Source organism: Wolbachia endosymbiont of Mansonella ozzardi (genome assembly GCF_020278625.1).
Taxonomy (GTDB): Bacteria; Pseudomonadota; Alphaproteobacteria; order Rickettsiales; family Anaplasmataceae; genus Wolbachia.
The window spans coordinates 1281-16111 of record NZ_JADAKK010000025.1; the positions used below are offsets into that span (position 1 = coordinate 1281).

Annotated in this window: 14 protein-coding genes; 9 read left to right on the forward strand and 5 right to left on the reverse strand. The window is 36.7% G+C overall.

Translation table 11 applies throughout. The features are described 5' to 3' along the window. The 3 genes from IHO40_RS03170 to murC form a co-directional block, all read right to left on the reverse strand. Nucleotides 1-428 (reverse strand): Obg family GTPase (locus IHO40_RS03170; protein ID WP_458695346.1); only part of this gene is annotated, 428 nt, incomplete at its 3' end. After that, on the reverse strand, nt 416-1690 hold the full coding sequence (gene eno, locus IHO40_RS03175) for a phosphopyruvate hydratase (protein ID WP_225536723.1): 1275 nt from the start codon (nt 1688-1690) through the stop codon (nt 416-418). The genes eno and IHO40_RS03170, both read right to left, overlap by 13 nt. A gap of 4 nt (nt 1691-1694) precedes the next feature. After that, nucleotides 1695-3119 (reverse strand): UDP-N-acetylmuramate--L-alanine ligase, encoded by a 1425-nt coding sequence (murC, locus tag IHO40_RS03180; protein ID WP_225536724.1) that lies wholly within the window; start codon nt 3117-3119, stop codon nt 1695-1697. 65 nt (nt 3120-3184) lie between these two features. Here murC and IHO40_RS03185 point away from each other — a divergent pair, with 65 nt between their 5' ends. The 4 genes from IHO40_RS03185 (at nt 3185) to IHO40_RS03200 (ending at nt 6533) form a co-directional block, all read left to right on the forward strand. Next, nucleotides 3185-3820, forward strand: coding sequence for a septal ring lytic transglycosylase RlpA family protein (locus IHO40_RS03185; RefSeq protein WP_225536725.1), 636 nt, complete (start codon nt 3185-3187; stop codon nt 3818-3820). Between the two features lie 135 nt (nt 3821-3955). Next, the gene (gene ruvA, locus IHO40_RS03190; protein WP_225536726.1) at nt 3956-4537 is read left to right on the forward strand and encodes a Holliday junction branch migration protein RuvA; all 582 of its coding nucleotides are present in this window, start codon (nt 3956-3958) and stop codon (nt 4535-4537) included. After that, nucleotides 4534-5508, forward strand: coding sequence for a Holliday junction branch migration DNA helicase RuvB (gene ruvB, locus IHO40_RS03195; protein WP_225536727.1), 975 nt, complete (start codon nt 4534-4536; stop codon nt 5506-5508). The genes ruvA and ruvB overlap by 4 nt, the downstream gene beginning before the upstream one ends. A gap of 89 nt (nt 5509-5597) precedes the next feature. After that, complete coding sequence (locus IHO40_RS03200; RefSeq protein WP_225536728.1) at nt 5598-6533, forward strand: hypothetical protein; 936 nt, start codon at nt 5598-5600, stop codon at nt 6531-6533. 720 nt (nt 6534-7253) lie between these two features. Here the strand turns inward: IHO40_RS03200 and IHO40_RS03205 are convergent. Next, nucleotides 7254-8048: a hypothetical protein gene (locus IHO40_RS03205; protein ID WP_225536729.1), complete on the reverse strand. Its 795-nt coding sequence runs from the start codon at nt 8046-8048 to the stop codon at nt 7254-7256. 137 nt (nt 8049-8185) lie between these two features. Between IHO40_RS03205 and IHO40_RS03210 the strand changes: the two genes are divergently transcribed. Next, nucleotides 8186-9247, forward strand: a complete 1062-nt coding sequence (locus IHO40_RS03210; protein WP_225536730.1) for an aspartate-semialdehyde dehydrogenase — start codon at nt 8186-8188, stop codon at nt 9245-9247. Between the two features lie 281 nt (nt 9248-9528). Then, entirely contained in the window at nt 9529-10692 is a 1164-nt protein-coding gene (locus tag IHO40_RS03215; RefSeq protein WP_368666764.1) for a multidrug effflux MFS transporter, read from the forward strand. 16 nt (nt 10693-10708) lie between these two features. Here IHO40_RS03215 and prfA read toward each other — a convergent pair whose 3' ends face one another. Beyond that, nucleotides 10709-11788 carry a peptide chain release factor 1 gene (prfA, locus tag IHO40_RS03220; protein WP_225536734.1) on the reverse strand — a complete coding sequence of 360 codons (1080 nt, stop codon included), beginning with the start codon at nt 11786-11788 and terminating at the stop codon, nt 10709-10711. A 116-nt stretch (nt 11789-11904) separates the two neighbouring features. Between prfA and yihA the strand changes: the two genes are divergently transcribed. From yihA to IHO40_RS03235, 3 genes are all read left to right on the forward strand, one after another. Continuing rightward, nucleotides 11905-12501, forward strand: a complete 597-nt coding sequence (gene yihA / locus IHO40_RS03225) for a ribosome biogenesis GTP-binding protein YihA/YsxC (RefSeq protein ID WP_410543356.1) — start codon at nt 11905-11907, stop codon at nt 12499-12501. After that, complete coding sequence (gene argB / locus IHO40_RS03230) at nt 12476-13417, forward strand: acetylglutamate kinase (protein ID WP_225536733.1); 942 nt, start codon at nt 12476-12478, stop codon at nt 13415-13417. The genes yihA and argB overlap by 26 nt, the downstream gene beginning before the upstream one ends. A gap of 301 nt (nt 13418-13718) precedes the next feature. Further along, nucleotides 13719-14831: IscS subfamily cysteine desulfurase (locus tag IHO40_RS03235; protein WP_225536735.1), on the forward strand; the 1113-nt coding region annotated here is incomplete at its 3' end.

Consider the following 14831-nt stretch of genomic DNA (forward strand, 5'->3'; position numbering starts at 1 on the left):
TAGGTAAAATGTCTTGGTGCCCTGTCAGTAGAAGATTTAAAATTGGAGTTTCCAAGTCCACCTTTTCCACCTTGCACTACTTGAAATTCCATCTCAGGTTTATCAAGGTCTGCTATCACCTCCTCACTTTCTTCACCTATTACTTGTGTCCCAACTGGAACTTTAAGTATGACATTTTTTCCCGCTGTGCCAGATCTATCTCTGCTTGCACCACTTTTTCCATTGTTTGCTTTAATGTGTCTCCTATAACGAAAATTAAGCAAAGTGTTGAGATTTGCATCGCTAACAAAAACTATGTTACCACCTTTTCCTCCATTACCACCATTTGGACCACCAAATTCAGCGAATTTTTCTCGACGAAAACTTACGCAGCCGTCACCGCCATCACCAGCTTTTAGATGCAATTTAACTTCGTCTATGAAGTCCATGCCAATCCACGATAGTATTTAGCACTTTCTTCCAGTGTGCTTTCTATTCTCATTAGCTCGTTGTATTTTGCAAGTCTATCAGAGCGCGATAGCGAGCCAGTTTTTATTTGTCCACAATTCGATGCAACTGCTATATGAGATATCGTTGTGTCTTCTGTTTCACCTGATCGGTGAGAAATGATGGCTTTGTATCCATTTGATTTTGCCATTTCAATGGCAGCAAAAGTTTCCGTTAATGTTCCTATCTGATTTGGCTTGATTAGTACAGCATTTCCCATTTTCTCCTCTATTCCTTTACGTATTAGCTCACAATTTGTAACAAACAAATCATCCCCGACCAATTGAACTTTGTTCCCAAGTCTTGCGGTAAGCAATTTCCAACCTTCATAGTCATCTTCACTCATTGCATCTTCTATGGAAATTAGAGGATATTTTTCCACAAGATTGCAATAGTGTTCAGCTAATTCCTCTGAAGTAAGCTCTCTATTTTCAAATTTGTAAATTCTATTTTCATAAAAAGTAGATGAAGCCACATCAAGACCTAGTGCAAAATGATTTTGTATTGAATAACCGGCAGACTCTATAGCCTGAATTATCAGATTAAGAGCCTCTTCGGTGCTTTCAATATTCGGTGCAAAACCACCTTCATCTCCTACGTTTGTGCTGTAACCCCTTTTCTTGAGAATGCTGCGCAAATTATGAAACACCTCTGCGGACATTCTAATCGCTTCACTGAAAGCTTCAGCTCCAACAGGAAGGATCATAAATTCTTGAAAATCGAGTTTGTTGTCTGCATGTATCCCACCGTTGATTATGTTAGTGAGTGGAACCGGCATAACACTTGCTTGCTCCCCTCCTAAATATCTATATAGTGGCATTTTGAAACTGTTTGCTGCTGCTTTTGCAACGGCAAGGGACACCCCTAAAGTTGCATTTGCTCCAAGTTTTGATTTGTTTTGCGTTCCATCTAGCTCTATTAAAGCCTTATCAATCACAACCTGGTTTGCTGCATTCATGCCAACAATTTCATTTGCTATCACTCCATTCACGGATTGGACAGCTTTCAGCACTCCTTTACCGTAATATCTTTTTTCATCTTGATCCCTCAGTTCTAAAGCTTCTAGTTTACCGGTTGAAGCTCCAGAAGGTACGGAAGCTCTACCTGTTGCTCCATCACAGAGTTCAACTTCTACCTCAACAGTTGGGTAACCTCTGCTATCTAAAATTTCTCTTGCTAATACATTGTTAATTATCCTTTTCATCGTGTTAAACCTCTACTTCTGACGTAAGTTCCACAGTTTCTCTTGCTAGCTTAGCTATATTACTACCGGCACCAATGAATAATACTACATCACCTGAATTTGTCGAATCATTGATGAAATGTGAAATGAGCAAAGCATTATTCATAATCTCTACGTTACTAAACCCATTGCTGATTAAAGCTTTCTGTATATCATCAATTCCACAACCGGAAATAGGTTCATCTTCTGGAGGATGAACAGGAGTAAGGATGACATAGTCAAACATCATAAAAACTCGTACGAACCCATTAAAAAAATTATGAATGCGAGCAAAACGAAGCGGTTCGACAATTCCTATTACCTTTCCTTTAGTGATTAAGCGTGCTGCTGCCAGGGTTGCTTGTATTTCGTTTGGATGGTGGGCATAATCTTCAATTAACTTAACACCTTTAACATCAGCGATTAAAGAAAATCTTCTTGCTACTCCTTTGAATTCCAAAAGGCCCTTTTTAATGTCCGCATTGCTAATTCCAAGCTTTACCGCAACCGATATTGCAGCCAGAGCATTGCTGACTTTATGTATTCCTATTGCGTTTGATAGTACTACGTTTTTTATTCTGTGGTTATTGTTAATCAACACATCAAATTCTATGTTGCTAACATGCTGCTTAATGTTACTGGCTCTTATGCTACCATTTTTAAACCCAAACGTTATAGAATTGCCTGTATCACAATTGATGCCTACGGAATCAGGTAAAATCGCAGAATCTGCTTCATTTACAAATTGGGAAAATGCATTTTTGAGATTGTCAAATGTGCTGTAATGGTCTATGTGATCGTCGTTGATACTCGTTAAGACAGCAATATTTGCAGGGATTTTTAACATAGTTCCATCAGACTCGTCAGCCTCAATCAAAAAAATGTCACTCTTGCTAAGTTTTGAGTTATTTCGAGAGGAGTTTAATATCCCTCCCACAATTACAGTTGCATCGGTACCAGAGTGGTTAAAAATAGAGGCAATCATAGCCGTTGTTGTCGTCTTTCCACTTGAACCTGAAACTGCTATCACATATTTATCTTTTATAATCTCAGCAAGTATGTCTGACCTATGCAAAATGGTTTTATTATTCTCTCTTGCGACAATTAACTCCACATTGTCGGATTTTATCGCAGAAGAATGCACGACCACTTGGGCTTGCTTGATGTTATTGGCATTGTGGCCAATATATACTTCTATACCTAGCTTTTGTAACCTATCTACATTGTCATTTGATTGCATATCACTGCCTTGGACTTTATAATTAGAATTATGAAGAATTTCAGCAATTGCGCTCATTCCAATTCCACCTATGCCGATTATATGTATTGTTTCTTTTCGAGTATTGTTCATATTTAGCAGTAGACGTTTACTGATTACTAAATTTATTGTAGTATAATTTAAAATCCCCATGGTATCGAACCATTTCACTAAATACAATGATAAAAAATCTAGCTTTTTTATTCCTAATATTTGTTTTGATAAGTAGTTGCGGTTTTCGCAGCAGGTGCGATGATGCCGTAGGCCATTATAAAATTGGCAATAGCTACACAATAAATGGGATAACTTATCATCCCAAACACTGTAACCATTACGAGGAAATAGGAGTAGCATCGTGGTATGGAATGGAAGATCATGGTACACTTACAGCAAACGGTGAAGTGTTTGACCGTAACTTAATTTCCGCAGCGCACAAGACTTTGCCTCTACCCTGCTTTGTTCTTGTCACTAACCTAGAAAGCGGGAAAAAACTTGTGGTAAGGGTTAACGATAGAGGGCCATTTGTTAAAGGTAGAGTAATAGACCTTTCAGAAAAAGCGGCAAAAATTTTAGGATTCCATAAATCTGGGCTTGCAAGAGTAAAAGTTCAGTATCTAAGGAAAATGTCGGAACGATTAGTACAAAAAGCTCCTCATTATAAAAAGCAGTATGAAAAAGAAATGCAAAAACGTCACCCAAAGCAAAATAGTCCAGAAAGTAGGGGATACGTTGCATTTTTCGAAAATGCTCAGGCTGCCAAATCAGCTGCATCAAAGCTTCGCAATCAAGGAATAAAAAATGTTAGATTGCTTTTTAAGAACGACCGATATTGTGTGAAGGTGAGTTATAAGTAGTGTATAGAAAGTGTGACGGTTAGATTCTGGAGCACTATAAGCGTATAAATTCAAAAAGGTAAGATCACGCATCTTAGGCCAATACTTGACCTAGAGTTCAGGAGTTTTTAAGCTGAACTCTATACAGTACTGAAAATGATAGGAAACCTAAGCGGAATAGTCGACGAAATTCATAGCGATCATATAGTTCTGAATGTAAATGGTGTTGGCTATATAGTATACCTTTCAGCCAAAACCTTAGATGCATGCTCCACTGGAAGTAAAATCAAATTGCTTATTGAAACCTATACAAATAATAGAGAAAACATTACCCAGCTATATGGTTTCATAAGCAGGGAAGAACAGCAGTGCTTGCGCTTGCTTGTTAAAGTAAGCGGCGTTAGTTATAAAACTGCGATGTCAATTTTGAGTAAATTGACCCCAGAGCAGCTGTTTTTGGCGATTATGAATGAAGATAAAGTAACACTCAAGATAAGTAGACTTGGCCTGAAACTCATTAATCGAATTATTACAGAACTGAGTGGCAAAGTGAGCAAATTAGAAATAAATAACGGCAATTTCCATACAATTAAAGAGGACGCTGTTTCAGCTTTGATCAACCTCGGGTATGAAAAAATGAGAGCTTATGATACAATAAAAAAAATACAGGATGAATCACCGACCCTGGAGACTAAAGAGATTATTCGCATGGCACTTAAGGAGCTTTCAACATTATGAAGTCAATATCATGTGGCAAAGAATGTGCTGAAGATGCGCGTAATGTAAACATCAGGCCTGAACAACTTGATGATTTTGTTGGGCAAAAAGATTTAATACAAAGTTTAAAAATATTTATAAATGCCGCAAAGACAAGAACTGAAGCTTTAGATCATGTTTTACTACACGGTCCTCCAGGGCTTGGCAAAACAACCTTGGCACAAATCATCTCTAAGGAGTTAAGGGTTAGCTTTCGCGCAACTTCTGGTCCTTTACTTAACAAAGCTGGGGATTTAGCTGCAGTACTCGCCACTTTAAATGCAAAAGATGTCTTATTTATCGACGAAATCCATAGGTTAAATCGCAGCATTGAAGAAATCTTATATACTGCCATGGAAGACTTTTGTCTGGACATACTGGTAGGCGAAGGCCCATCCACTCGCACTTTAAGGATAGATTTGCCGCCATTTACATTAATTGGAGCAACAACGCGACTTGGATTGCTTTCTGCACCGCTGAGGGATCGTTTTGGCATCCCTTTGCACCTTGAGTTTTATTCTTCTGAAGAATTGGTTGACATTATAAAAAGAGGTGCAAGAGTCCTTTCTGCTGAAATTGAAGAGGGTGCCATGTGGGAAATTACCTGCCGTGCACGCGGTACTCCAAGAATTGCTTTGAGGTTACTCAGAAGAATAAGAGATTTCGTTGAAGTGGAAGATGATAAAAAAATTACCTACGAAATTGCTGACTCTGCGCTATCAAAATTGGGCATAGATAAGATGGGATTAAATAAATTAGATATGGATTATCTAAGATTTTTATTCAACACCTCAGGACCTGTTGGAATCGATACCATATCTATTGCGTTGTCTGAAGATGCTGGCAATATTGAAGAAACAGTAGAACCTTATTTAATAAAAATTAGTTTTGTAAAGCGCACACCAAGAGGACGTGTTTTAACCGATCAAGCAAAGGAGTATTTGGGTCTTTGATATATTAAATAGCTCTTCTATCATAATTATTGTTGACTAGTTGATGTAATGCTATATGCTGGTATTGTGCATTAAAAATGTAGGTAGATATGCCAACTGGTAATAGTACTGAAACCGTATCTTTAATTCAAACTTCTTCTAATCTAAATGTCAGTAACAATCTTTCTGATAGTAATCCGACTTTGAATGTTCAAAGTGTGCCTAAATCAACACTAAATAAGGATGAAAATAAATATGTCGTTCTTGATGATGAGAAAGCATGGAATAAATTCTTTGCGTTGCAGAACGACCCTTCTACTAATACTACTAATAAGAGAAAACCGGAACCTTACGTTCATAAAGATAATGATGGTGCATACAAGTATACTACTCGGGGTAAAAATAAATATAAAGGTAAGGACATTAGAGGCAAGGTTGCTGAATGCATTAAGCAAGAGATATCTGAAAATGCAAAAAATAATACTGTGAAATTTATAAGACTGAAAGAAGCAAAATTTGCTTCTATGAATGAAAATGGTATTGTTGAGCCTTCAGTAAGAGTTATGCTGGGTGATAATAGCAAAGAGATAAATATGGTTGATATTCTAAGTGGTGATATGTGCAAAAAATGTCATGTAAGAGCAATTACATTGATGCTGCCTACTGATAATCAATCTGAAAAAAGAGGAATACGTTGCCGGATTGATAATGATGGAAAAAGAATTTATGAAGTGGCTAACGGATCATATCAAATGGCTCTAAAGTGGTACGTTGAAGGAAAAGAATGTAAAGTTAAAATTCTTATTAGTGATGATGGTTCCATAAAACTTGTTGAGGGCAATGACGTAACTAAAGAACAGTTACTTGCGCATAGAGAGGTAAAAGTGGGAAGGCAATATGAAGCAAAGTTTTTATACGAAGCATTAGCATCACAACTGCAACAAAAAAGTTCTGAATCAATCAAAGTTTGGCAACAGCCTTCGACAGGTGTGACAGACGTCGATATACCACAACAACACCAAACTCCTGCTATTCAAGCTAAGTAGGTAAGTTTCATATCAAATCCCAATTGGTAAATTGAGAAGCTCCCCTGCGGTTAGAGGTTGGGCAATTTATTATGTATCCTGTTTGATAACGAAAGTTGGTATAACCTTTATGCTTAAGAAACTTACTAAATAGAAAAAAAGCCCTGGTCAATGTCTATTTAAGAACTTAGAGTAATGCCTTATACGCTTGGCAGGTAGCTGAGCTTGGGGTTGTAGATACCCGTAACGTTATTATAAGGGAAGTTTCAAAACTTGTTAAGCAGTTTTTTTGTGAAAAAAATGAGATTAGTTAATTTTTAAAACTAATTAAAGAAAAGACAAAAAAAACCCGTGATGTTAGTTGTTTACTGTCCTCTCAAAAATTTGGCGTCCGGTTCTCTGTTTATACCGCTTAGTAAGCAAGGCTCAGCTAATGTGACAAAAATTTATAAAGACATGTAGTGTCCACGCTGCAAAAACAAAACATAACACACCTTGTTTTATACTGTGCTTTTGTCACTTAATACAAAGATTAAAGATAAATTTTAAGCCTAAAACACCTATAGTACTATGATAAGGGGGGTAGCGAAGGTTGTCAAGTGGTTTTTTTGTTTCTATTGGATGACGCTATAACTTTTTTTCACTTTCATCTGTCAGCTTTCTGTGTAGTGGGATTGGTATAACTCCACTTGCTACGCAACAAAAGCTCAGCTAGAGCTTTTTAGATAAGATACTTATGAATCACGACTTTTCCTTTTTCTTGTGCTCGATTGATTCAACACTACCCTGCTTAACTTTACTGCTTACTCCTTTCTCGTGCTTACCATCCATGCAAATTGTTTTTGCCTTATCTTTCGCTTCACTATAGTATTTGTTTCGTGACCTTTTATATGTTTCGTATGCCTCCCTGCTTTCATATATAGGGTTGCTGATAATCTCTATTTTTTCGGGTGTGAAAACTTTTGCCAAAAATTTTCCTATAACTGGTATTGATTTCAAGAAATTCCTTAGCTTTGAGTACTTATGTTCTTTTTTCTTACTATGGTCCTGTGTTGAAGTTTCCTTAAACCCTTGTCTATTACGCTTTTTGTCTTGGCTCTCAAAATCAGGGGCTGTTTTTTCCCCTAATACCTTAAACAATTCGTTAAAATTCTGTTCCAGTCCTTCTAACCCCCATACTTTTCTTTGTATTATCTTATCCGCTTCTTTTGCCTTTTTACTCGTAAGACCATGTTTGAAAATTTTCTTTATTAGGTTGTTTTCTTGTCTATACTTCCCATCTCCATTGTCTGCTGAGATTTTTCTAAACGTCAATTTCTTTTCTTTAATCAAATCAAACAGTTGTTTAAGCTTCTGGTTTTTGTTTACCTTATCAAAACCCTGATAGTCATCTACCAAAGAATACCCAACTTCGGTAAGGAGCTTCTCGCGTACCACGCTGTTTTTACAATAATCAATCCCTGCATCGTACTGGGCTTTACTTTCTTCTTTACCTACATCAGGCTTAGTAAGTTTGTTGCGTTTTTCTTTACCCATTCCTCATTATTATATAATATTACTAATCTTGTATGAGAATAACTAAATTATGGTTAATTGCAAGGTAAAAATGTTAAAACAATTGTAAATTTTGTCAGTGAAAATATAATATAACTTTAAGTTAGAGGTTCATCTATATGGGACGCAAAATTGCTGTTGTTGGAGCGACAGGAAGGGTAGGACGCGAGGTGCTGAATATACTTGCTGAGTTTCAAGATGAAGAAAAAATTTTGATAGATTCCATTATCGTACTTGCATCAAAAAAATCAAAGGGAAAAAAAGTGAGTTTTGGTGATGAAGAACTAACTGTCTCATGTCTTGAGGATTATGACTTTGTTGGAGTCAATATAGCTATTTTCTGTGCTGGGGCTCATGTTTCTGAAAAGTACGTGCCAATTGCAACTGAGGCAGGATGTATCGTAATAGATAACAGTTTACATTTCAGGATAAAAGAAGGTGTGCCACTAGTTATTCCAGAGATTAACAAAGAAAAAATCATGGAATACAAAAACCACAACATAATATCCAATCCAAACTGTACTATAATACAGATGTTGCTAGTACTACACTTATTACACCAAAAAGCAAAAATAAAGAGAATTGTTGCTTCAACTTATCAATCGACCTCTGGCGCGGGCAAAGTAGCAATGGATGAACTTTATCATCAAACAAAAAAGATCTTTATGAATGAAACCAAAAAACCCGAGATATTTCCTAAGCAAATAGCATTTAACTGTATTCCTCACGTAGGAGAATTTATGGAAGATGGCTCCACAAAAGAGGAATGGAAAATGCAAGAGGAAACAAAAAAAATCTTAGGTGAAGATATCAAAGTGACTTCAACTTGTGTGAGAGTGCCAGTTTTTATTGGTCATGCTATAGCAGTGAATGTAGAGTTTTATCAGCCTATAACTGAAGAACAGGCTCGTAGAGTGCTAAGTGAAACCGAAGACAGTGGAATTTTAGTGTATGATAGGCGCGAAAGTGGCGAATATGCAACTCAAATTGATGTTGTACAAGAGGACGCTGTATATGTATCGCGTATTAGAAAAGACAATACCGTTGAACACGGATTAAACATGTGGATAGTGGCTGACAATCTGCGCAAAGGTGCAGCACTGAATATAGTGCAAATTCTCGAGATTTTGGCAAGGGAACGCTGTAACTCCTATACATCAAATGGCAGACGCAATGCATGAATGTTTTGCATATACTCAAATTTAAGGGAAAATAACAGCTGGAAGAGTTATTTCAATATTGAACATTTCCGACAATAAGCTAAAAGTTGTTTTCCCTTTTTGAAAATTTGCCTTTAATTTAACGCGTATGGTTATTGTGTTTCTCTTGCTGGTGTCCATCCTATCTTGATTCCATTACTTCTTTGCGTGAGTATTCCCAGTAATTTTGGTAAAGTGGTGAAAAATATTCTTTGCTAAACGCTTTAGATGTGATACTTTTATCCATTAGTTGAAAATTTTAAATGCTACTACCCTTTCTGTTGATTTTGTCTTTGATTGCCAAGTTTATTGAAATTGATGTTTCTGTACCTAGCTTTCCGGATGTGGTGCGCTATTTCAATGTGTCGGAAGGCACAATTCAATTAACTATTGCTTACAATTTCTTAGGTTTTTGCATAGTAGGGTTATTCTTTGGTCCATTGTCTGAATGCTATGGCAGAAGGAGAATTATGATAATAGGCAACACTTTGCTGCTCGTTGGTGCTGTTGGCTGTGTTTTTGCACCTTCAGTTTTTTGGCTTTTAATTTCTTGCTTTATTCAAGGCATTGGTGTTAGCACATCTGTAGTTGTATTTGCAATCGTTGCAGATAGCTATAAAGGCGACGAAGCAGTGAAGTTTATCGGAATCATGAATTCTGTTCTCACAGTTGTCATGGCAGCTGCACCGGTTTTGGGCAGTTTCATCAATGAAATTGTGGGATGGCGTGGCAATTATGCAAGTGTTGCAATACTTTGTTTAATCTCCTGGGTTTTGCTACTTTTTCTGTTACCGGAAACGAAAAAGGACCGCGATATCTTTAATTTGAAAAAAATGATGAAAGACTATGGAAAGCTATTATTGAGTTCAAAATTTATGGCACTGTCTTTGGTAATGAGCCTTTTTTCTGCTGCTTATATGTCATTTATCACTTGTGGACCTTTTTTATACATGGAGACTTTTGGTTTGCCAAGCGCTATTTATGCGCTGCATCAAGGTACAATAGTTGGATCCTTCTCACTCGTCAGTCTATTTACTGGCAAGATCTTGCAGAAACTTGGGGCAATAAGGTGTGTAATTTATGGTGCAGGTGTGATTATTATTGGGTCTTTGTTGCTTGTTATGTTTAGTATAGTCATGCCCGATTTTCCCTACTTAATAACACTATCAATGATTATTTTCGTTGTTGGTTGTGCAATTTGCCAGGCAGTGCTTTTTAATGCGTCACTAAATGTTTTCCCTGAAATTAAAGGTACAGCTTCTTCTGCAATTTCATTCATCAGATCTTTTATCATGGCTGTTTTTATTGGCTTAACGAGCTGTGTTTACAGTGGTCAAGCAATCAGTGCAGCTATTCTTGTTTTGTCTGCATCAGTACTAGCATTTATTCTTACTGTTTATTTATTGGTTTTAAAAGATCCTGTGTAATTGTTCTATTGTGGCTTTAGCTCTCTCCCGCTAACCTTTCTGCTTCGTTGCGTGAAATTAGTGCCTCAATAAATTCATCTAGTTCGCCCTCTTTTATAATTTGCTCTAGCCGATGTGAAGTCAGATTAATTCTATGGTCTGTTATTCTTGATTGTGGAAAGTTGTAAGTTCTTATGCGTTCAGAACGATCTCCAGAACCTATTTGGCTTTTCCTCATTGTTGATCTTTCTGTTTCTTTTTTTTGCCTTTCAATTTCGTATAATCTTGCCCTCAATACTTTGAGCGCTTTAGCTTTGTTTTTGTGCTGCGATTTTTCATCTTGCTGTATTACAACCATTCCTGTCGGCAGGTGAGTAACTCTTACTGCGCTGTCAGTTGTGTTTACTGATTGTCCTCCAGGGCCGCTTGACCTGTAAACATCTATTCGTAGGTCTTTCTCCTCTATTGTAAAATCGACCTCCTCAACCTCAGGTAATATGGCAACAGTAGCTGCAGAAGTGTGCAGCTTTTCCGAGGATTCAGTTTCTGGTACCCTCTGCACCCTATGTACTCCCGATTCAAATTTCAACCTTGCGAAAACTTCTGTGCCATTAATAAGTGCAGAAGCTTCCTTATAGCCACCTATACCTGTACTGGAAATGCTTATTGGCTCAAATTTCCAATTTCTCCTTTCTGCATATTTTTGGTACATGCGGAATAACATTGCTGCAAATAATGCCGCTTCTTCTCCTCCTGTACCTGCTCTGATTTCTAATATTGCATTTCTTGAATCATCTTCATCTTTAGGTAATAGCGCTAATTTTAACTTGGCTTTTACTTGTGGTAACGATACCTTTTGCTTCTCAAGAAATTCCTTCTTTGCTAACTCTTTTATATCATGTTCACTATCTTCATCTTTTATTATTTCCTCTAAGTCTGAAATTTCTCCTTTCAGCGTGTTGTATTCATCGATTATCCGAATAATCGGCCTGAGTTCAGAATATTCTTTTGAAAGGTTGATAAATTCTTTTTGACTTAAGTTGGTAGGATCTTCTAACTTCCTTTCTATGTCACTAAATTTTTTCTTCAAATCTTGTAAATTGTTTTCTATATTCATAAAGCTTAGATCTAATATTTTAACCACTTAAGCAAACAATATATACTTGAAATAAAAAATTTTTTACATCAAGCAATAACATTATAATATACATACTACCTTAGATATTTCTATATATAATGGCAAGAAGGATGACATCAAACGGCAATTTTATGTTTGGAGCTTCAGACATAAAATCGTTACCAGATGGATCGGTTCCAGAGATTGCGTTTGCCGGTAGATCAAATGTAGGAAAATCCAGTTTAATTAACTTACTGATAAACAGCAAAAAAGCTGCCAGAGTTTCTTCTAAACCTGGGTGCACTAGACAAATAAATTTTTACTCTATGTACAATGACGAGTTCAGACTTGTTGATCTGCCAGGGTATAGCTATTCTTGTGCGAGTAAGGAAGAAACAATGCAATATTTAGATCTGATTGAGTATTATTTAGCTCAAAGAAGGAGCCTAAAAAGAGTATTTGTGTTGGTAGATAGCAAAGTAGGGCTAAAAGGAATAGACAAGAACTTTATTTATTGGTTAACATATAATAATGTTAACTTTGATGTTGTGCTAACAAAAATAGACAAAGTAGGTCAAAAAAATCTCGATGCCATTCTAGAAAGTACTCAAAAATGGGTTAATAATGAGAATGTGTTAATTCATCAAATAAGCACCTGTGCTAAGTGTAAAATAGTCAAGGTAAGGGATGAGTTTTTCAAGTTTACAAGATAAAGAAATGAGGAGTAGTGAATTTTCAAATGGTGGAGTACCATTTAAACAAAAAACAGAAATGTTGCTTGAAGTACTGTCTAATATACCTAACTTTATCGGTGAAACTTTTGTCATCAAATGCAGCAGTATGACAATCTCAGACAGAACGCTGCTTAATACTTTTGTGCACAATGTTGTCTTGTTGAAACAGCTTGGTATAAATCCAGTTATAGTTCATGATGGAGAATATGAAATTAATTCTGTGCTAAAGGCCTTAGGTATGGATAGTAAGTTTGTAAATAATGTCAGACTTACAAATAAAGATACCGTGAAAATCATTGAAATGGCGCTATGTGGTTCAGTTAATAAAAAAATTGTTCAACATATAAATACTGCTGGTGGTTCAGCCATTGGGTTATGTGGAAAAGATGGCAGCCTAATAAAAGCTGAAAAGATAAGCACTATGCTTAGGGAGAATGGATCAAGCAATATCGAAAAAATATTAGATGTGGGGTTTATCGGAGTACCAACTGAGATCAATCCTGATATATTATTCTTTGGTGAGGAGTCAGATTTTATACCAGTTATTGCACCTATTGGTTATGGAGGAAATGAAGAAACATATCACGTTGATTCCGATAGTGCTGCAAGTGCGATAGCAATTGCAGTTTCTGCATCCAAAATGGTGACCTTTAGTGATGCATATGAAGAAATAGATAAAATTGGTGGTAGAAAGATATCTGTTAAAAGTTTAAATGCATCAATTAATTGCGGTAAAATTAAAGGGGAAAGGCTTATTGAAAAACTTATAGCGTGTGCCAAAATGGTCGAGGAATGTGCTGGAACTGCTCATATAGTTAATAGCAGGATACCTAATATCCTGATTGATCTATTTACTGAAGATAATTTGAGTGTATCAATTGTAAATGATTTGTAGCTACACTACTTATAACTGTAGGAATGTTTAAAGTTTGAAAACAATTTACATAATAAATGATGTCATTCCAGCTAGTAACGCACATCTGTACAAACATTGTGACTTGCGGGTAATTTGCGTAGCAGACCTACTTGGATATATTATAGGATGAGCCAGCGCCATAGCCAGTTCCTTCCTCGTTATCTCTATGAACAATGTTTGCATACAGGATTTTGTACTTGAGCAAGATTGTATCTTGAAAAAATTAAGCTTTAGTGCTATGAAATACTGTAGCTTCTATTCTCAAACTTTTATATTGACTATGAATGTAGAAAATGAAAAAGCACACAGTGCTAAGATAAAATTACCGATATTTCTTGATTATCAGTCTACTACTAAAGTAGATCCTCGTGTTTTAGAGGTGATGATACCTTATTTTGGTAAGTTTAGTAATGCACACTCTCGTAGCCATTCATTTGGTTGGACTGCTGAGGAAGCAGTGGAAAAAGCAAGGAAACACATTGCCGGTCTGGTCAACTCAGATAGCAAAGAAGTTATCTTCACCTCAGGTGCAACTGAGTCAAATAACATGGCGATAAAGGGTGTTGCTCACTTTTATAGGAATAAAGGAGACCATGTAATAACTGTCTGCACAGAGCATAAGTGCGTTTTGGATTCTTGTCGGCATCTGGAGAATGAAGGCTTTAAAGTTACATATCTGCCTGTCAAGCGAAATGGAATTATAGATTTGTCGAAACTCGAAGAAGCAATCACTGATAGAACAATTCTGGTTTCAGTGATGATGGCAAATAATGAAATCGGAGTAGTGCAGCCCATCAGAGAAATTGGTGCAATATGCAGGGAGCATAGTATATTTTTCCACACAGATGCTGCTCAAAGCTTTGGAAAAGTACCGATCGATGTTAATGAAATGAATATTGATCTCATGAGCCTTTCTAGCCACAAAATTTACGGACCAATGGGAATAGGTGCATTATATGTCCGGAGAAAGAATCCTCGTGTTAGGCTGACACCACTGATCAGTGGTGGTGGACAGGAAAGAGGTATGCGCTCCGGAACAGTTCCAACTCCTCTTGCAGTTGGTTTTGGTGAAGCAGCACGTATTGCTAAAGAAGAAATGAAAACAGAGGCAAACAAGCTAGAAGAGCTGAGGAATATTTTGTATAGCAAGATAAAAGAAGAGTTTCCTGATGTTGTTTTAAATGGTGATTATGAAGATAGAATTCCTGGCAACCTAAACTTAAGTTTTCCCTACGTTGAGGGCGAATCTCTCATTATGGCAATCAAGGATTTGGCGGTAAGTTCCGGTTCTGCATGCACATCTGCATCTCTTGAACCTTCCTATGTCATAAGATCGCTGAACAATGGCCATGACCTTGAGCACTCATCAATCAGATTTGGCCTTGGCCGATTT